The sequence below is a fragment of the Oribacterium parvum ACB1 genome, from assembly GCF_000238055.2.
GTDB lineage: Bacteria > Bacillota > Clostridia > Lachnospirales > Lachnospiraceae > Oribacterium > Oribacterium parvum.
Genome location: NZ_KE148312.1, coordinates 436,052 through 454,536 on the forward strand (window position 1 = coordinate 436,052; position 18,485 = coordinate 454,536).

Genomic DNA, 18,485 nt, shown 5'->3' on the forward strand with positions numbered 1-18,485 from the left:
TTTATTTATCCCTTCTTTCTTATCTCTTCAATTCTTTTTATTGAATCTTCCAGAGAGAAAATACGATAATTTTCTCTGTAATCAGAATATTCTTGTTGGTAATACAAAGAAGAAAATGCTTTTTTGCTAATCCTACCAACTTTCCCCGGAAGTTTTTGCATAAATTTTAATATTGTCTTAAATCCCGGCAATAATATGCATGTCCAATGGTGGGACTTTGCAATTAGCCGAATCATCTTTCCAGTATCGATATATTCATCATTTTGCGGAAAAAAAACTCCTCCTTCTCGATTTTCTATCAACAGCCTTATAAATTCTGCCAAATTTTCAATATAAATCATTGAACGGCTATTTCCCACCTCAGGAAATACAGGAAGTAGTCTTGCAAGCTTGACCATCTTAGTATAATTTCCTTTACATCCATGCCCATAAATCATAGGCGGACGCAAAATTGCCACTGTAAATTTCTCATCCTCCAGTTCTTCCAGTAGCCATTCTGCTTGTAGTTTGGACTCACCATAGGCCGATATAGGTGAAGGGATAGTTTCTTTAGTAATAACTGCATCCTTAATTCCTCCGTATACCGCCATAGTGCTCATAAAGATAAACTGGGATATTCCTTCATTTTTTGCCTTTACAGCTACGTTTTTAGCCAAGTCTCGGTTAACTGCAAAGTACTGGTTTATTTCTTCTTCTGTATTTTCTTTTATTCTGCCATGCGCAATTCCCGCCACATGGAAGACTACATCATAGCAAGAAAAATCCTTCTTTTTCCATTCTTCTCCATATAGGCTTATTGTTTCTATGATATACCGTTTTTTTTCAGGGCTAAATTCAAAGATTTTTTTATTATATTCTTCTAGATATTTCTCTACCTGCTCCCCCACATAGGAATGAGCGCCGGTGATTAAAATTTTAAATACTTTGTTATTCTCTTTCATAATCAACTCCGGAATACCAGAGACTTGCGTTCCTTCAAGAGGGAGTGCAGTCCCTTTATATTCTCTAAGAGTTTGTTGTTTTTCTTGTTTTCCTTTCTTATTCCCGGTCCCTCCCTCTACTACACCTTGTTTTCCTAGCACAGCAAAAACAGTCCCAAAAAGACAACGCATATCCATAAGAAATCCAATCTTCTCTACGTATTCTCCGTCTATCTTTGCCTTTTCCGAAATTTCCAATTCATCTCTTCCGCTGATTTGCGCAAGACCGCTTAAGCCGGGCATAACATCATTGGCATGGTATTTATCCCGTTCGGCAATTAAGCAATCCTGATTCCAAAGTCCCGGTCTCGGTCCGATAAAAGACATATTTCCCACAAAAATATCCCAAATCTGCGGAAGCTCATCTAAAGAATGAGCACGAATAAACTTTCCGACCCGGGTAATATATTGCTCCGGGTTTTTCAGCATGTGGGTCGGCGTATCGTGAGGAGTGGACATCTTCATACTGCGGAACTTATGTAATTGGAAATACTGCTTATTTTTTCCTACTCTTTTCTGCGTAAAGAAGACAGGACCCGGATCATCAATTACAATAGCGAGGGATAATGCCAAAAACAGGGGAGACAGGAAAATAAGAGCAAAAAAAGAAACAAACAAATCAACAGCTCTCTTTACTCTACGTGTATAAAATGACTCTCTAAAGCTGCTTTCCCCTATCGCTTCCAGATGTCCTCTTACTCCATCTGCATTCACGGGGTCACTTTCCTCTTCTATGAAAACAACTGTTTTCCCCTCCATTGGATTTTTCTCCTCCGGAAGATGAGTATACACTGTATCTTTTTTCTTGATTTTTGCATGAATAGAGAGCAGAACAAAAGCAATTCCCATCAAAGCGGAAAGCCTGATTATCCATTTTTTCCAAAAAGTCATTCTTCGCATGTCTGTCTCCCTGTAATTTACTATTTTGAAAATTTCTTTAACTTTCCCAGTATAGCATATAAATCTCATTTTCGAGACAAGAAAATCTTCCTATCTCTTACAAAATTGCACTCATCTCTTACAAATAATAAAAAGCAAAAAAGGACCTCTTAAGAGATCCTTTAAAAACAGAACTACATGCTATTTAATTAAAAAATGATATGTACTGATTCATTCTTTATCAAATCTATAAATTTGTCGTTATCCAGCATCTCCGTCACTAAGACTGTAGAATGATCTGACTGTTCTTTACTATATGTGATTTTGCGTTCGTCCTTTCTACATTCCCGAATATCCTCCTTTTTAATCTCCCCCTCTCGGAACAGCTGACAAAGTATGCAGTCATTACTCTTATATGATACCGGTTCCGGTATTTTCGAAGCAAACTGTTTTCTTATTCTAGCCTCCGCTTCAAGGTAAAACTTATAAGTGTCGCTATCCTGAGAATAAACTGTAAGAGTTTCTGTTTTCGGATAATACCATGAAACGATTTCTACCAAAATCGTGATAGATACCTCTCCTGCATTTTTCTTTTTAATTCTACCATTTGCAAGCACTTCTTTCGGTAGTGGCCATTCATCATAGAGTTTGTTTATCCATTCTTTATATTCCTCCATATCTAACAGGTCTCTACCTTCGCTGAGCTTTCGCAGGTACGATTTTATTTGCCCTATCAAAGAAACCGAAGCCAATACTATTTCATAAAGATTACCTTCTTCATATCCCGTAAGTTCAGAATAGCTTTCCTCAGCAATATAGTAGATTGGATAACCGCCATCCACTAGATTCCGAATAAATTCCGCCCTTCCCGGAGCATCTTCAATTTCCGCAAGTACCCATCCGGGGATCAAAATCAACTCATAATCTTTCAAGATGCTATCAATCTTAATTCCCTTATTCTGCAAGCTTTGTATAAATGAGATAGAAGATGTATCCATAAGCGCTATACGCTTCTTGTCTATCTTCGTTATTTTTTCTATGCCTATCATCTATCTGGCCTCGTAACCACCCGAATCTCTTTCATAATATTCTCGAGGAAAGACTCATTGTCCTCATGATACTTTAGTTCAGGATTCGCCTCTTCACATTTTTTTATTTGTTCATGAAGGTATGAGGTATTAACAACGTATGATGGCATGACTAAGCTATCATCAAGCCCAAGTCTTCGGAACCGATTTGGCATATCATCAATCTTTAAGTCTAGAATTTCCTTTATCTGACTTTTAAGATTCTCATTTTTTCTTTGTACAGCATCTTCATAAAGCGATATCAACACAGCCTTGTAAGGAGCTTCAAAGGCCGACATACAGTACATAACCTTTGATACAGTATCCATAGTCGTGAGGTTCGCAAAGTATTTATCAACATCTTGAAGAAGCATACATGCTGCAAAGTACTCAGCTTTTCTTTCCTCCATCATATTATCGTTCTCAATGATATGATCGAAGGATACCTTGTCAAACAGCAAATGATATATTTCATGCCACGCGGCAAAATACTGGTTTACACGCGGTAGTGCAGTATTTATGACAGGAACAATCTTACCTTCCTTTACGTAGATTGCACCGCTCCAATACTTGTCCTCTATCGGCATCTGAACCAGTCCAAAGCCTTGAAGTATCAGTAGTGCAAGCTGTGACATCGAGGGAACTCGCATTATAGAGGGATTCTTTATAGAGGGATTCTTTTGTAACTTCAATGCTTGCGCAGAAACTTCATCAACTATTCCTTTATTCCTTTGTACAACAGTATCAATATTCTCCGCAGTTATAATCTCGCTCATATCTATGTTCCTCTTTTTAGTAGTAAACAGCACACAGATCAATGATATCCAACAGCAGATCATATTGTTTTCTTGCAGCATCACTCATCTCGTGATTTTCAGGTGCATTCTGTGAATATACAGCCACTACCGATCTGCTCCGTTGCGCAGAATAGAACATAAGCTCATCAACCGTCATATTCATCATCTTCAAAATTTTATGAATATGCCGGTCAAACGTTGTTTTACTATCTATGTTGCCGCTTAACAACTTATCGAGTGTAGGACGCGAAATTTCTGCCTTTTTTGCAAAAGACACCTTTGTATAGCCTTTATCACGTAAGCAATCCTTTAGCTTTGAAGCCACCAGACTCCTTTGTTCAAATAATTCATCAAATCTCATCTTGATACCCTTCCTTCTTTTATAAAGTATTATTATATGCCAAAAAAAATAGACTATCAACAAATTTGTAAATTATTTTTTTACATTTACACATAAGGTATTGCGAGAATCGACGTAATTTCCTACTTTTTCAGCTTAAACAGCGCATACCAATGGCTTGTTTCCGCATGTTCTTCCTTATCAAGGCATTGGAGATATCCTTCCTCGATAAACTCCACGCCATTCATGCACTCCTCTATAAGCCTTTTGTATTCTTCTCTTGTTCTATAGATTGCGCCATAATAGGCATTTAAATTGTCTGACCATATATGGTTTAAAGTAATTCTTTCCTTTTTTCCGACACTCTCTTCAAAATAGAACAGGGTATCCCGATCCGCTAGTTTTTTAAGTCCCTGGTAACATTCCTCCAATTCCTCTTCGTTGATATACATGGAAACGCCGACATCTATCACAATGTCATATTTCCGATCTGTGATTTTCGGATTGAATACTGCATCGACAGCGGACATGGCATAAAAGTGGCAGTTCTCATTCTTGATATTCTCCTTTGCCACGGCAATCATTTCCGAAGAAAAATCCACACCGTAATATTCCTTACATTGATCCGCAACAGCCTCTGCCCATCTTCCTATCCCGCAGCCGATATCCAGAATCACCTTGTCTTGATTGAGCTTTAACTTGGGAAGGATAAATTGCTTTTCATACGCATCCCACTTAACGGAAAAATCCGGGTCCTGATCGCCCAGTAAAACCGTCGTATATTCTTGCTTTCTGTTTTTGATTGTCTTCGCTCTTTGATCATAAAAGGAAACTGTATTTTCTGTGTCGATGCTGACTTTTTCTCCGTATACACGCTCTTTCATCTATGCAAAACCTCCCTGTCCGATAGACTCTTGAAATAATTCTTTGTCTTTTACATGAATCTTCCTTCGCATGAATATGCTTTTACATGAATCTTCCTTCGCATGAATATCTCTTTCTTAATATTCTTTTACACGAATATTCCTTTGCATGAATATTCCTTTTTATGGAAATTCCAATAAATAGATATAAATTCACTTACTGTATATTTTCGTCAGATTTCTTCGACATATAAGGAATTGCAAGGGCTTACGTCTGCAAACTGAAGCACAGCATCCGCCTCGCGTTTCTAAACTCGCTGACGATTTCTCCCTGAAAAAACAATGGATTTTCCTCTATCCCTTTGGGGGTGAGGGCCGGTGCTATGGATAAGGCTAAATTGCCGTCATACAGGCCGGATATGCTTTTAAATTCTCTCATACGATGCTCCTATCAGACAAAGGGGGGCTGTCTAGTCATTTTATCCCACAAGGATATTTTCATCCCTGAGAAAATGTTCTATCCCCACATACTGGATTCCATTATCATCTTTCCAAGGTTTTAAATAGTCTTTGACCACGACCATCTTTTTAAAAGAATCCGGTATTCTGAGGAGAGATGCGATTTCCTGCTTTTTCTTCTCCGGATCTGCAATGCTTAGTGCCGACTGAATGTAGTACCTGTCATTTCCCCTATTAAGCACGAAATCCACTTCTAATTGTTTCCGCACTTTTTTGCCCTCTTCCATAGTTGCAATCTCTACGACTCCGACGTCTACATCAAAGCCTCGCCGTATCAAATCGTTATAGAGTACATTCTCCATCAAATGCGTTTCCTCGATTTGTCTAAATCCAAGTCTGGCATTCCTTAATCCTAAGTCGGTATAGTAATATTTGGACGGTGTCTTAATATATTTTTTTCCCTTAACATCATAACGCTTTGCCTTTTGAAGCAGATAGGAATCCTCAAAGTAATGCAAATATCTATCAATGGTATCCGGTGCAAGGGATATATTTCTTTCACTCTTAAAGGTATTGGACAGTTTACCGGGATTTGTCAATGAACCAATCCCGGATGCCAGGATATCAAGAAGTATAGCCAGTACCTCTTCGTCGTTCTTGATCTTATTTCTCTCCATGATGTCCTTAAGATAAGTTCTTTCAAATAGGTATCGAAGATATTTACTTTTCCGTTCATGCGTATCCATTTCCAAAATCATCGGCATTCCGCCATAGGTGTAATACTCTTGCCAGGCCTCCCGCTTATCTCCTTCATAAGCATCATAAAACTCAGCAAAAGAAAGAGGAAACACTCTAATCTCATCCCCTCTATCTCTAAACTGTGTAAGCACATCTGACGAAAGCATTTTAGAGTTACTGCCGGTCACATAGACATCCACATTTTTTATCTTCAAAAGCCCTAGAATCACATCTACAAAACTAATCTTAGCTTCCTGATTATCCACATAGGGGTTCTTTACTTCGGAAACCAGCTGTATCTCATCTATAAATACATAAAAAACCTTTTTTGCATCTGTAATTTGACTTCTAATATATTCATCCAAATGAAGTGGATCGCGATATTTCATATTTCGCAAATCATCCAACTGTATCCCTATAATCTGTTCCTGAACAACTCCTTCGTCTAAGAGTTGCCGGCGAAACAAGTCAAAAAGAAGGACTGACTTGCCACTTCGTCTAAGACCGGTAATAATCTTAACTCTTCCGTTCTCTTTTAATCTCATCAACTCATTAACATATTGTTTTCTTGGCAGCATATCTATCTCCATGATTTTTTTGCAGAATGGAACATTTTTTTCATCTATATAAAACAGATTATATTCTAAATTGGGCTTTAATCAAGATATTTGTATGATTTTATTGTTCCAATCTGCATTTTTTTCATCCAGAAAAATTACAAAACAATCGACCATGCAATGACACGTATTCCTGCTTTCTGTTTTTTATTTTCCTGATTCTTTAAACATAGAGGAAAACCGCGTTTTTACGCATATCCCCACTTAAAGAAAGCTAAATTCAGCGCAAATCCCCATTCGTAAAAGTGTATTTTCTACGCAAATCCCCATTCGATATCCATAAATCGGAAGAAAGAACTCCCTTTCCGGGAGTCCCGGTCTTCCTATTCAATATTGTTTTGTGAAAACTTCATTCCATATCTGATATCCGGATAATGATGGAAGAAAAAGCAAGCGCCTCTCTTCCGACAATACATACGATATTGATTTATTATAATTACTTTTTGTCGTTATTTAATAATGTTTATCTTGATTCTCGTCTTTAACATGCCTATAATAGAGACAAATGGAGGTAATTACTATGGCATATACAGCAGATATTCTCGACAGTCTTGTTCCGATTACGCAGTTTAACCGCGGTCAGGCTTCCAAGATCTTTGATCGCCTACATAGCGAAAGCCGGCTCATTGTTTTAAAAAACAACCAGCCGGCGGCTATTATCCTGTCTCCTTCTGAATTTCAACGTCTCAGCGAGATCGAAGAAGACTATACTTTGCTCCTTGAGGCAACAAGACGCCTGAAAGAAGACTCTTCTTCCACGTCTTCCCGTGAAGATGTGATGTCTGAGCTTGGTATCAGCGAAGCGGATCTTGCTGCCGCAGGGGATGTGGTGATGGAATGAGGTGGCAAGTCGAATATTGGAAAGAGGCTGCTTTTTCTTTTTTAAGATGCCTGTACGGAGACCATCCGTGCGTAAATGCCGTCTTCTTTCATGAGTTTATCGTGATTTCCGCGCTCTATAATCTTTCCGTCCGATACAACAAGAATCTGATCCGCGTCCTTTATGGTCTTTAATCTGTGGGCAATGACCAGAAGCGTCTTATTTTTGCAGAGTTCCGAAATCGCCTCTTGTATAGCCCGTTCATTATCCGCATCCACACTTGCTGTTGCTTCATCTAAAATAACGATGGGCGAATCCTTCAGGATACATCTGGCAATGGAAATTCTTTGCTTTTCTCCGCCGGAAAGGGATGCTCCCCCTTCCCCTATTACCGTATCAAAGCCCTCCGGAAGCGAGCGGATAAGATCATAGCATCTTGCCTTCTTTGCCGCCTCTATTACTTCTTCCCTTGTGGCACTCGGTCTTCCCATTGCAATATTGTTATAGATTGTGTCCTTAAAAAGATAAACCCTCTGGAACACCATGCTGATTTGATCCATCAGGCTACCCAAGGAAATATTTTTGATGTCTTTTCCGTTAAGCTTAATCGTCCCCTCCCGGATGTCCCAAAATCTGGCAAGAAGAGAGGCAATGGTAGATTTTCCACTGCCTGACGGTCCTACAAGAGCAGTCATTTCCCCCTTTTTCATACTAAAGGAGATATGATTCAGCACATTCTTTCCTGTATAGCCAAAACTTACATCGCTGTACTCTACAACAGAATTCTTTTGTGCTTCTTTCGTATTTTCAAAAAACACAGTATCAGCGGAATCATCCCATGTTATATTTACATCTTTAGACAATGCAATATCAGCGGAATCATTTAGTGTTTTCCTTGCATTTTCAGACATGGTAATATCAACAGAATCCTTCTCTTTCTCCTTTGCACTTTCAGACATTGCCATATCACCGGAATCCTTCCTTGTTTCTTTCCCATCTGTAGACAATGCAGTGTCCTTAGAATCATGAAGTTCTTCCGCTTCAAAGACCTCTTCTATTCTGTCTAAAGATGCCGCCGTTACCGTAAGTCTTGTAATTTGACCATAATAGCTCTCTATGGAAATAAATAGATCAAATAAGAACAATATCATTCCCACCATATAATCCGGTGACATTTCTCCCTTCGCATACAAGAGGCCCGCTACAGCAAGCATGAAGGATGTGCCAATCCCGTAGGTAAGGTATAAAGCTCTCGCCCAGGGCCCATAGCTTTTCTCAAAATCAATACTTTCCCTACAACTTTTCTCAAATTCAGCGGAAAGACTTTTAGATTTTTCTCCAAGCATATTAAAGGACTTGATAATCCCTATTCCTTCGGCAAAATCCAAAACTTCTTCCGTAAGCGATTCACTTCCCTCCTGCTTCGTCTTGGAATGCGCAAGGGTCGTTTTCATCATGCAATTTCCAACGATAACAAAGGCGAGAACGACTGCGAGTGCAGATATCCCTAATCGTATATCCATGACAAACATCATGAGCGTCATAAGGCCCTGGGAAATCATAAAAGTCACAAGTTCCGATAAAACACTCATACAGCACTCTTCAATAAACACCATGTCAGTACACAGAACTGTGCTTATTTTTCCCATATTTCCTTCTGTAAAGTATCCCATCGGAAGTTTCCGGAGATGATCTCCCAGTCTCATTCGCATATCCGCAAACACCTCATATCCTGTTGCGGATTGAAGAACATTCGTGATGTGCTCAAAAACCGCTTCCACTGCTATGCAAAGAACAAGACCGATTCCAAGATAAAGGCATATCTTTTCCTGCATTTGCCCCTTCATAAACAGACTGATCGCCATAAAACTGAAGATTAACGGTGCCTTCATCATAATCCCCTTGATGAAAGAAGTAATATATGAAGCTCTGATTCGGGAACTGTATTTTCCTGTCATACAAACGATTCTATGCAGTATCTTTAGCATGCTTTTTCTCCTCCCTTAATCTTCCATGTGCTTGCACTTACAGAGGCATCCCAGAATTTCTTATACTCCGGACATTCTTCCAGGAGTTTCTCATGCTTATCGGCTGCGATACAGCTTCCCTCCTTTATCACACAAATCTTATCCGCATTTTTTACCGTGGAAAGTCTGTGCGCAATCACAAGCACCGTCTTATTCTTTGTTATTTCATCAAGAGCAGCATTTAATTTTTCTTCATTTTCAGGATCCATAAAGGCGGTAGCCTCGTCCAAAACCACAATCGGCGCATCCTTCAAAATCGCACGTGCCAAGGAAATTCTCTGGCGCTCCCCACCTGACAGTTGCTTTCCGCCGTCTCCCGCCATGGTCTCTATTCCCTCAGGAAGTCTCCTCAGAAATTCATCACACTGGGCTCTACTTGCCGCTTCCAGTACCTCTTCTCTTTTCGCCTCGGGTTTTCCGATAAGAATATTTTCATAAAGCGTTGTATTAAATAAAAATTGCTCCTGCGAAACATAAGAGACCTCATTATTCAGTGCTTCCAGAGACAGATCTGTGATATCCTGTCCGCCAATCCGAATTTTCCCTTCACTTAAGTCATAATAATGCACTAAAAGCTTAGCCAGTGTGGATTTTCCGCTCCCCGATTCTCCCACAAGAGCTGTTGTCGTTCCCTGCGTAAGTTCAAGACTTACCCCATGCAGAATCTCTTTCTCTCCATAAGCGAATCTGACATTTTCAAACTGAACATCCCTATTCTCCCCGCTAAACTTTGCACTTCCCTCTTGAAGCGCCGGTTTATCCATAAGCTTTTCCAGCTCTGCGATTTTATAATTCAGCTGCGGAAAATTTCCTGCAAAATGCATCGCCTTCATAAAAGACGGACCAACTGCGAAAGACATACAAAGCACTAAAATCAGTTTGTCTAAAGCAAGACTTCCGCTGATAACCCAAAATGACCCTACCGGAAGGATGAGAAGGGCGAGACACGGTAAAACACTAGAATACATCGCCATCCACGGCCAACAAGCTTTGTACCATAAAAGGGTAAAATCTCTGTAGTTTTTTACGACTTCTCCGAATCTTTTATAAGAATCGCCGTCCTTATTGAATACCTTCACCACTTCCATTCCATTTACATATTCAATAATGGTGTTATTCATCACGGCGGCAGATTCATAGTAGGCATCCATTTTGGAGCTGCCCTGCTTCATCATCATGCCCATGGCAAAGATTCCTACAAGGATGGGAACAAGGGAAAGCAAAGCTAAGCGGTAATCCACTACAAACATCAGAACGAGAATGGCAAAGGGAATCGAAATATTGGCAATCCCTTCCGGAATTGCATGAGCAAGTAAAAGCTCGATCATATCAATATCTTCTGTAAATACCTTTTTTATACGACCTGTTCCAAGGCTCTCTATATTTCCGAGAGACTGCTTTTCCAGTTTCCCCTGTAGAGATATTCTTAAATTTTTCAGGGTATTGTATGCACTGATATGGGAAAATATCAGTCCTTTCACATAGGCGAAAGAATAAATGATCTCCGATAAAAGTACCCCGAGTACCCTGAGCATCAGATATCCCAAACTGATTGATTGCCCTTTTGTTAAAGGGGAAATCATCTGATACAGGAAAAAATAGGGCATCGTTTTTGCCACAATCCCGATACACATCATGATGACCGCTCGGATCGTGTATTTCTTGTATTTTCCCATATAGGGAGCTACTTTTTTAAACATTCCGCTCTCCTTTCTAATTCATGAATACCGACAGAAATATTGCCTTATTGCGATTCGCATAAGTTAGTTTATTCAATTCATATTCATATTTTTTTGTTATAAAATCCGAATTGATTAGTTATCACTAACTATTCTATTGATTTTAAGCCGTCTCTCGACGACCAAAATAGACTAATCCATGATTCCTACTGCCTTTTTCCAATCAAGGAATCTGCATAGCACTTTGCAATGCTCTTCAATTTCTCTCCAAGACATCTTATGAATGAAAGGTTCATAAACAGCGGTCCAGAATATCGTACAGAGAACATGCATTTCCTGATCCGTAATCTTAGCTTTCGCAATATTTCTCTTTTTTGCCTCTTCATAATATTGCGTATAGGCATGGGTCATGCGAAAAGCAAAGTCATGTCCGAAGTTCTCATGCACTGTCCCGGCAGATTTTTCTAAAAGTAATACAAATTCTTCTCGAATATCCCATAGGATTCGGAACATATCTAAGATGTATTTCTCATTCATAATCCATGTATTTCTCACTTCTTCGTCGCTCATAGAGGAAAAGTCCACATCCGTTCGTTCCGAAACAAAACGGTCTAAAGTGCTTACCGCTTCTTCGACAACAGCGCTAAACAGCTCTTCCTTCCCTTTATATCTTTTATAAACCGCTCCTGTTGTAATCTTTGCATTCTCACAGATTGTTTTCAGTTCTGCTTTGATAAATCCTTTTTCCATGAACTCTTTACGAGCACTTTCCAAAAGCCTCGGATCAATACTGGTATCGCGGTTTGACATATACTTTCTCCTTCATATTTGCTGTTTAGCAGATGAACTTAGTTTGGTAATCATATTATCGATAATTAAGTTATCAGTTATGTTTATAATACCGCTTAGTTTGAATGTCAACTATTTTTCTCGTAACTTTCAATTTTCTTGGTACTTTCAATTTTCTTGGTACTTTCAATTTTTTTAGGACATTTAATTTTTTTAGGACATTTAATTTCTTGACGCTTAAAATAACCTGTGAGAAAAAATTGCATATTTATAATTTGGGGGGATAAAAAAATAGCGGATGAAGTGAACTTCCTCCGCTATAAAGCATAATTTCTTTGTAAAACTTTTTCTTATTATTCACAAAACATGAGCGTTTTTCAATTCATAATTCACATTTCATGAGCGAATCATTTATTACGTATGCACAATATACTTCTTTAAATCAATTCCTTATCTAAAAGAAAATCAATTACATTGATATTCAAAATACCCTTATCATCATACCAGCGTTTCCCAATATCTTTCCTTACCACAATTTTAGGGAAGGAATCTCCCGTAAGCGAAAATGGTCTAAGTTCTGCTTCCGCTTTTTCATCCGTAGGCATCACATACGCCGACTGGATATAGATTCGTTTTCCTCCTGTATTTACGACAAAGTCAATTTCCCCTGGAGTACGAATGGAATTCCCCTTTTCGCTTAGTGTCCTTGCATAAACAACACCAACATCGACAGAAAACTGCCGGATATGCAACTCATTATATATGATATTCTCCATGATATGTGTCATTTCCTGCTGGCGGAATCCTATTCTTGCATTTCTAAGTCCAATATCCTCACAGTAATATTTATTTGGCGAGTCAAAATAGGATTTTCCTTTTACGTCATATCGCTTACTTTCTGAAAAAAGGAACGCATCTTCCAAATGTCCGATATATGCCCTAATTGTATTAGCAGATATACTCCCCCCTTGCTTTGACTTCAAAGTATTGGCAATTTTAGTCGGATTTGTTAATGAACCAACCGAAGAACAAAGCAAATCCAATATCTGTTCCAGTACATCTTGTCTTTCAATTTTTTTCCGTTCAACAATGTCTTTAATATACACTTCTGAGAAAAGGGATTTCAGATAATTCATCTTAGCCGTATCATTAGGTCTTGACAGGATTAGTGGCATACCGCCATAAAATGCATATTCGTCAAACGCTTCGTTTTTGTCCCCGCCAACAGCAGAATAATATTCCGCAAAGCTAAGCGGGTGTACTCTTATTTCATCACTTCGTCCTCTAAATTCAGTAAGAATGTCACTGGAAAGCATTTTTGAATTGCTTCCTGTCACATAAACATCTAAATTCGATAAAGCTCTCAAATCGTTAAGAGCATCGTAAAAAGTAATTTTCTTACCATCCGGATTATATGGATTAGCTACCTCATCAGACATTTGAATTTCATCAACAAAAAGATAATACTCCTCTTTGCTCTTTTCCACTTTCTCTCTTACGAAGGAAGAAAGAATAAGCGGATTGCGATATTGAATATCTTTCGCAAGGTCAAGCTCAATCGTAATAATCTGTTCTTCTTTTACACCATTCTCAATTAAATAATCTCGGTAAATATTTTTAAGAAGATAGGATTTACCGCATCTTCTGATTCCGGTAATGACTTTCACTAATCCGTCAAAACGATAGGAAATCAACTGCTTAAGGTAGCTATCACGCTTAATTTCCATAAAACCGCTCCATTTCATTGAAAATTCATGCCTACTTAGGCTTTTGCAATCACAATTTTATCTGTTTTCTGTTAAGTTTTCAAGTTTCATCTGAAAATCGTAGCCTAAAAAGGCTAAAAAATTCAGTAAGAATACTTTTATTTTCTCCCATAAAAAAGGTGCCGCACCTCATTGCAATCACCTCTATAATTATACTCTATATTCATTGAAAATTTCTGTCCATTACAGCAGTTCCACCTCAATGTTTGCAGCAGTAAAGACTTCTTTTGCCTTATCAAAATTACGATCAAAGGGATAACGAAAACAGGTAAGAACATAATCTCTTCTTTATACTGTGACTGAAATAAATTATTCTGCCCAATCCTCCATTCTCAAAGCATGCACTCTTTTCTACGCCATGCACCAATTCGGCATAAGTGACCGATGATATACACACATCCTCCGGATGAATAGTCTGTAAATTTTTAAATACCTTTTCCGGCTTAGACTTAATTACATAAATACAGATGTTGGTGTCAAGCATATACCTCTTAGCTTGTCACGCTCCTGCGGTGACTCCTCTGGATGTTCCGGCTGCTCTCGGGAAGGTTTTTCGCCGGAAAAGATTAACGCCTGATCATCGAGGTGATGGTCAGGCGTTTTGTTGCTTATTATTCATGAATACATTTCTCAAGTTCCCGGCAGTAATTGTTCTTATCTTTCGTCATCATCCGGCAATGGTCGTAGCCTTCCCATACCTTTATTTGGGCGAGCGGATAGGTCTTGGGAATCATCTTCTTTGCTTTCTTATAATCGAAATCCTTATCTCCGTATGCAAAGGCGCATTTCCTCTGAACATCATCGGAAAGCGTCGGCAGTTCCACGAATGCACAGTCGTGAACGATGTTTCGGATGCTCTCCTCATTCATTGCGATAAAATGTTTTGCCAGAAGCGGGGCGGCCTCTTCTCCAAACATGGAGGACATCTTCTTCACACTAAGCTCCGGATCTGCAACAGCTTTATTATGTTTATGCAGAAACACCATGCGGAGAATCCACTCCATCATCTTTGCGTTAGTGTAGAAACTGCTTCCCTCAAAAAACAGATGGTTGAATGCAATATCATTATATTTGAGAAGCTGTAGAAGAACCACTCCGCCCAGTGAAGCCCCATATCCGAGTGAGAGCTCCGTGATATTTTTTTCAGCCAAATACTCATGGATCTGATTTGCCTCGTCAGCAGCACTCTTATAAGTATCCTTATCTGCATCGCCGTGCGCTGAGAGATCCGGTGCGAGATAACGGTATTCCTCTCCAATGATGTCAGCGATAAATGTCTTCATGCCGTTTGCTGACGAAAGCATCGGATGGATCAGAAGAATCACGTCCTCTTTTTCGTTATTCCAATCATGCATTATCATTTTCTAAATACCTCACAAGGAATCCCATAAATATAATCCCGATAATCAAGTAGAGCAAAACCATCATGAAATTGAACCATAAAATTACAAACAAATTGATTGACTCTTTAGTATATGATGATTTGGGAACGCTGTATAAAATATCAAGCTGCAATATTATTTGCCATACCAATCTTTTATTGCTGGATACAGTTTTCTAAAATTCCAATATGCTTGTTCATATTTTTTTACCAGTATTTCTTCTGGCTCAATGGAATCCTTTACTCTTACAATCCGAGATACTGCTGATTCCAGATCTTGGTAAAATCCTGATCCTACCGCAGCAAGAATCGCTGCTCCTAAAGCAGGTCCTTCATCTTGCTCTGGAATCTCTACTGTAACATTCATAACATTTGCTATTATCTTACACCACAGCAGACTTTTCGCTCCCCCTCCACAAATCTTCGTTCTATTTACCTTGATTCCAAGCTCTCTTGCAATCTCAAAAGAATCGCGCAGTCCAAAAGCCACTCCCTCTAAAACAGCCTGCACCATATCTTCTCTATTGGTATCTAAGGACATACCTACAAACATTGCTCTAGCAAAAGGATTATTGTGTGGGCTTCTTTCTCCCATAAGGTACGGAAGAAAATAAACATTATTTTCACCTAATTTCTGAATATTTGCCTGCTCTTCATCATAATGCGTTGTACCCAAAATATTCTTACACCACCATTGATTAGCTGAAGCCGCACTCAGCATACACCCCATCAAGTGAAAATTTCCATCAGCATGAGCAAAAGAATGCAATGCGTTAAATGAATCAACTTTGAAATGTGTGCTTGAAATAAAAATGGTTCCGGAAGTTCCCAAAGAAATATTACACCGTCCCTCCCCTATGGTTCCAGTTCCTATTGCTGCTGCAGCATTATCTCCTGCACCGGCAATAATCTTAACAGTAGGCTTAAAGTCGAGTTCTTCAGCCACTTCTTTCCTAAGGGTACCTACTTGTTCATAACTTTCACATAATTTGGGAAGCTGATTTATATTAAGATTACATAATTCTAGCATTTCCTTCGACCAAGAGCGATTCTTCACATCTAAAAGCAATGTTCCCGAGGCATCCGAAAAGTCTGTACAAAACTCACCGGATAACATATAGATTAAGTAATCTTTGGGCAACATAATACGTCTAATTTTAGAAAACAAATCCGGCTCATGCTTTTTCATCCACAGAATTTTAGGCAAAGTAAAACCGGCAAATGCGATATTTGCTGTCCTTTCCGATAAAACATTTCTTCCCACACTTGTGTTTAGAAATTCTGTCTCTTCGCTACTTCTTCCATCGTTCCATAAAATGGCAGGCCGAATAACCCTATCATTTTCATCTAAGACTACAAGGCCATGCATTTGTCCGCCGAAACTAATTCCCACAAGTTCTTCCTTTGGGTATTCGGCCATCAATTCAATAAGACCCCTCTTAGTCTCTCTGAGCCAGTCTTCCGGATTCTGTTCTGACCATCCCGTGTAAGGAAACGAAATAGGATAACTTTTTGTAACACTATTAACAATCTTTCCATCATCTCTCATTAAGAGCATCTTTACAGCTGAAGTACCTAAATCAATACCAATGAAATACATAATTACTCCATCTTTCAATATTTCTTAAATTATTGTCAAAGATTTCCTTTTTATTCTACATTCCTATGCCGTGCTTCCATTGCTTCATGGGACAGTTTTAAACGCCTTTCCAGCATAATGACGATAATATCAAATAACATATATAAATGCTGTTCAAAGAGATTTCCCATAGGTTGAATAGATTTTACAGCCCTGGAATCCGTTCCATTAAATACTGAGGCAGGTACAAAAAGAACAAAATCTGCAAATTCACGATTAACTTGATTCGCAGAACCTGTAACTATTGCTACAGTAGCGCCGGATTTCTTGGCCTGTTCAGTTACATACTGTATATGTCCAATCTTTCCTGACCCGTTCGTAGCGATAAAAAGATCGCCTTTATGCATTCCCGGAGTAGTATCATCCCAAATCCAGTGCACTTCTTTTCCTAAATGCATAAGTCTCATAGCGAATCCTCTTGTAGATATTCCTTCTCGCCCCACACCCATGCAAAAAATTCTATCTGCTTGGACAATCAAATCCATAAACTGTTCCAACTCTATCACATCCTGCGCCTCAAACACTGAAAGATGTTCTTTCATTACTGTTTTGAATAAATCTTGGTACTCATCCTTACAAGTCATAGTTTTACCTTCCCTTTCTAATTTTCTTGGTTTTTAACTATAAAGATTTTTTCATGCTTGTCTTAAGAGCTCTTCGAGAAGAGTAATTATCAAGTTCTTTATTTAAGCCTAATACAAGAATAAGCATAATCCCCCAGATTAATTTTTTTGTATATGGTGATAAGGATAATATGGTAAAAGCGCTGGACATTACCTGCATTAATATAATAGCGATGACCAACCCCATTACTTTTCCCTTTCCACCATTGGGACTGATACCACCAATTACACAAACTATCATCGTTTGTAAGAGATAGGTATCTCCATAACCCACTTTTGCAGAATTAACTCTACTAAGAATAATTAGGCCTGCCATTCCAGACAATAATGCCGTAAGTAAAAAAACCGTAATTGTCATCTTTTCATTATTAATGCCAGAAAACCTTGCCACAACAGGATTGCCCCCAAAAAGATACAGTCTTCTTCCAAATGATGTGAATCCAATCACTACTGCCAACAAAAGCGATGCCATTAGGAAACACCAAAAAATAAGCGGAAGACCTAAAAATATGGATTTTCCAAACTCAGCAAACAGGGGATCGATTTCCCCCACGCTACTTCCACCCGTAACCGCCATTCCTATACCCTGAATCAAAGTCATAGTTCCCAATGTTGCAATTAAAGATGTTGCAGAAGTCTTTGCCACAATAATTCCATTCAAAAGCCCAAACATGAGAGCTGTTAAAACAGCAACAAATAATGCCAAAATAATTCGTGACGGTCCCACTAGCCCCATTGACCATGTTCCATTCATCACATTTGCAGCAAAAATCGCAACCGTATTTGCATTGGCAATAATCGAAAGATCTATTCCACCAATCATATTGGATAACATCATCGCAAGTGCTAGAAAACCAAATTCAGGTATCTGAAATGCCATAGACTGAATATTTCTCACCGAATACATAGAGCCGCCAAACATAAATGCCGATGTCAATAAAACCGTTAATACAATTCCTACAAGGATGTAGAAATCCAACTCACCCCTTAGCATTTTTTTCATAGGTCTCATTTCCATTCT

At 38.8% G+C, this 18,485-nt stretch carries 17 protein-coding genes; 1 reads left to right on the forward strand and 16 read right to left on the reverse strand.

Annotation, left to right across the window (positions count from 1 at the left end):
* Positions 1-5 precede the first annotated feature (5 nt).
* The 7 genes from HMPREF9625_RS10990 to HMPREF9625_RS02165 form a co-directional block, all read right to left on the reverse strand.
* Complete coding sequence (locus tag HMPREF9625_RS10990; protein ID WP_009535367.1) at positions 6-1,880, reverse strand: sugar transferase; 1,875 nt, start codon at positions 1,878-1,880, stop codon at positions 6-8.
* Positions 1,881-2,068: 188 nt separating this feature from the next.
* Positions 2,069-2,908, reverse strand: a complete 840-nt coding sequence (locus HMPREF9625_RS02145) for a hypothetical protein (RefSeq protein ID WP_009535368.1) — start codon at positions 2,906-2,908, stop codon at positions 2,069-2,071.
* A complete protein-coding gene (locus HMPREF9625_RS02150) occupies positions 2,905-3,702 on the reverse strand; it encodes an ImmA/IrrE family metallo-endopeptidase (RefSeq protein WP_009535369.1) in 798 nt (265 codons plus the stop codon). The genes HMPREF9625_RS02145 and HMPREF9625_RS02150 overlap by 4 nt, the downstream gene beginning before the upstream one ends.
* A gap of 16 nt (positions 3,703-3,718) precedes the next feature.
* Positions 3,719-4,084, reverse strand: coding sequence for a helix-turn-helix domain-containing protein (locus HMPREF9625_RS02155; protein WP_009535370.1), 366 nt, complete (start codon positions 4,082-4,084; stop codon positions 3,719-3,721).
* Between the two features lie 122 nt (positions 4,085-4,206).
* Positions 4,207-4,947, reverse strand: a complete 741-nt coding sequence (locus tag HMPREF9625_RS02160) for a class I SAM-dependent methyltransferase (RefSeq protein WP_009535371.1) — start codon at positions 4,945-4,947, stop codon at positions 4,207-4,209.
* Positions 4,948-5,194: 247 nt separating this feature from the next.
* Positions 5,195-5,365, reverse strand: a complete 171-nt coding sequence (locus HMPREF9625_RS11285) for a hypothetical protein (RefSeq protein ID WP_154650193.1) — start codon at positions 5,363-5,365, stop codon at positions 5,195-5,197.
* Between the two features lie 40 nt (positions 5,366-5,405).
* Positions 5,406-6,713, reverse strand: coding sequence for an ATP-binding protein (locus HMPREF9625_RS02165; protein ID WP_036596599.1), 1,308 nt, complete (start codon positions 6,711-6,713; stop codon positions 5,406-5,408).
* A 547-nt stretch (positions 6,714-7,260) separates the two neighbouring features.
* On the opposite strand from HMPREF9625_RS02165, the gene HMPREF9625_RS02170 reads away from it, so the two are divergent.
* Positions 7,261-7,581 carry a type II toxin-antitoxin system Phd/YefM family antitoxin gene (locus tag HMPREF9625_RS02170; RefSeq protein ID WP_009535373.1) on the forward strand — a complete coding sequence of 107 codons (321 nt, stop codon included), beginning with the start codon at positions 7,261-7,263 and terminating at the stop codon, positions 7,579-7,581.
* Positions 7,582-7,622: 41 nt separating this feature from the next.
* Here the strand turns inward: HMPREF9625_RS02170 and HMPREF9625_RS02175 are convergent, their stop codons facing one another.
* The 9 genes from HMPREF9625_RS02175 to HMPREF9625_RS02215 form a co-directional block, all read right to left on the reverse strand.
* Positions 7,623-9,548, reverse strand: coding sequence for an ABC transporter ATP-binding protein (locus HMPREF9625_RS02175; RefSeq protein WP_009535374.1), 1,926 nt, complete (start codon positions 9,546-9,548; stop codon positions 7,623-7,625).
* On the reverse strand, positions 9,542-11,287 hold the full coding sequence (locus tag HMPREF9625_RS02180; protein WP_009535375.1) for an ABC transporter ATP-binding protein: 1,746 nt from the start codon (positions 11,285-11,287) through the stop codon (positions 9,542-9,544). Before HMPREF9625_RS02180 ends, HMPREF9625_RS02175 begins: the two co-directional genes overlap by 7 nt.
* Before the next feature lie 171 nt (positions 11,288-11,458).
* Entirely contained in the window at positions 11,459-12,076 is a 618-nt protein-coding gene (locus HMPREF9625_RS02185; protein ID WP_009535376.1) for a TetR/AcrR family transcriptional regulator, read from the reverse strand.
* Positions 12,077-12,492: 416 nt separating this feature from the next.
* The gene (locus HMPREF9625_RS02190) at positions 12,493-13,782 is read right to left on the reverse strand and encodes an ATP-binding protein (protein ID WP_009535377.1); all 1,290 of its coding nucleotides are present in this window, start codon (positions 13,780-13,782) and stop codon (positions 12,493-12,495) included.
* Positions 13,783-14,068: 286 nt separating this feature from the next.
* Entirely contained in the window at positions 14,069-14,305 is a 237-nt protein-coding gene (locus HMPREF9625_RS11700; RefSeq protein ID WP_408634635.1) for a PIN domain-containing protein, read from the reverse strand.
* Between the two features lie 127 nt (positions 14,306-14,432).
* A complete protein-coding gene (locus tag HMPREF9625_RS02200; protein WP_242822699.1) occupies positions 14,433-15,176 on the reverse strand; it encodes an alpha/beta fold hydrolase in 744 nt (247 codons plus the stop codon).
* A gap of 162 nt (positions 15,177-15,338) precedes the next feature.
* On the reverse strand, positions 15,339-16,802 hold the full coding sequence (xylB, locus tag HMPREF9625_RS02205) for a xylulokinase (RefSeq protein WP_009535379.1): 1,464 nt from the start codon (positions 16,800-16,802) through the stop codon (positions 15,339-15,341).
* Positions 16,803-16,852: 50 nt separating this feature from the next.
* Positions 16,853-17,425, reverse strand: a complete 573-nt coding sequence (locus tag HMPREF9625_RS02210) for an SIS domain-containing protein (protein ID WP_009535380.1) — start codon at positions 17,423-17,425, stop codon at positions 16,853-16,855.
* A 37-nt stretch (positions 17,426-17,462) separates the two neighbouring features.
* Complete coding sequence (locus HMPREF9625_RS02215) at positions 17,463-18,476, reverse strand: ABC transporter permease (protein WP_009535381.1); 1,014 nt, start codon at positions 18,474-18,476, stop codon at positions 17,463-17,465.
* Positions 18,477-18,485: the final 9 nt, after the last annotated feature.

What these genes read in the sequence shown, in the direction of transcription:
- HMPREF9625_RS11285 (WP_154650193.1), bottom strand. Translation starts at nt 5,365, where the DNA reads ATGAGAGAATTTAAAAGCATATCCGGCCTGTATGACGGCAATTTAGCC.
- HMPREF9625_RS02150 (WP_009535369.1), bottom strand. Translation starts at nt 3,702, where the DNA reads ATGAGCGAGATTATAACTGCGGAGAATATTGATACTGTTGTACAAAGG.
- HMPREF9625_RS02160 (WP_009535371.1), bottom strand. Translation starts at nt 4,947, where the DNA reads ATGAAAGAGCGTGTATACGGAGAAAAAGTCAGCATCGACACAGAAAAT.
- HMPREF9625_RS11700 (WP_408634635.1), bottom strand. Translation starts at nt 14,305, where the DNA reads ATGCTTGACACCAACATCTGTATTTATGTAATTAAGTCTAAGCCGGAA.
- HMPREF9625_RS02145 (WP_009535368.1), bottom strand. Translation starts at nt 2,908, where the DNA reads ATGATAGGCATAGAAAAAATAACGAAGATAGACAAGAAGCGTATAGCG.
- HMPREF9625_RS02165 (WP_036596599.1), bottom strand. Translation starts at nt 6,713, where the DNA reads ATGGAGATAGATATGCTGCCAAGAAAACAATATGTTAATGAGTTGATG.
- HMPREF9625_RS02180 (WP_009535375.1), bottom strand. Translation starts at nt 11,287, where the DNA reads ATGTTTAAAAAAGTAGCTCCCTATATGGGAAAATACAAGAAATACACG.
- HMPREF9625_RS02200 (WP_242822699.1), bottom strand. Translation starts at nt 15,176, where the DNA reads ATGCATGATTGGAATAACGAAAAAGAGGACGTGATTCTTCTGATCCAT.
- HMPREF9625_RS02190 (WP_009535377.1), bottom strand. Translation starts at nt 13,782, where the DNA reads ATGGAAATTAAGCGTGATAGCTACCTTAAGCAGTTGATTTCCTATCGT.
- xylB (WP_009535379.1), bottom strand. Translation starts at nt 16,802, where the DNA reads ATGTATTTCATTGGTATTGATTTAGGTACTTCAGCTGTAAAGATGCTC.
- HMPREF9625_RS02185 (WP_009535376.1), bottom strand. Translation starts at nt 12,076, where the DNA reads ATGTCAAACCGCGATACCAGTATTGATCCGAGGCTTTTGGAAAGTGCT.
- HMPREF9625_RS02175 (WP_009535374.1), bottom strand. Translation starts at nt 9,548, where the DNA reads ATGCTAAAGATACTGCATAGAATCGTTTGTATGACAGGAAAATACAGT.
- HMPREF9625_RS10990 (WP_009535367.1), bottom strand. Translation starts at nt 1,880, where the DNA reads ATGCGAAGAATGACTTTTTGGAAAAAATGGATAATCAGGCTTTCCGCT.
- HMPREF9625_RS02210 (WP_009535380.1), bottom strand. Translation starts at nt 17,425, where the DNA reads ATGACTTGTAAGGATGAGTACCAAGATTTATTCAAAACAGTAATGAAA.
- HMPREF9625_RS02170 (WP_009535373.1), top strand. Translation starts at nt 7,261, where the DNA reads ATGGCATATACAGCAGATATTCTCGACAGTCTTGTTCCGATTACGCAG.
- HMPREF9625_RS02155 (WP_009535370.1), bottom strand. Translation starts at nt 4,084, where the DNA reads ATGAGATTTGATGAATTATTTGAACAAAGGAGTCTGGTGGCTTCAAAG.
- HMPREF9625_RS02215 (WP_009535381.1), bottom strand. Translation starts at nt 18,476, where the DNA reads ATGAGACCTATGAAAAAAATGCTAAGGGGTGAGTTGGATTTCTACATC.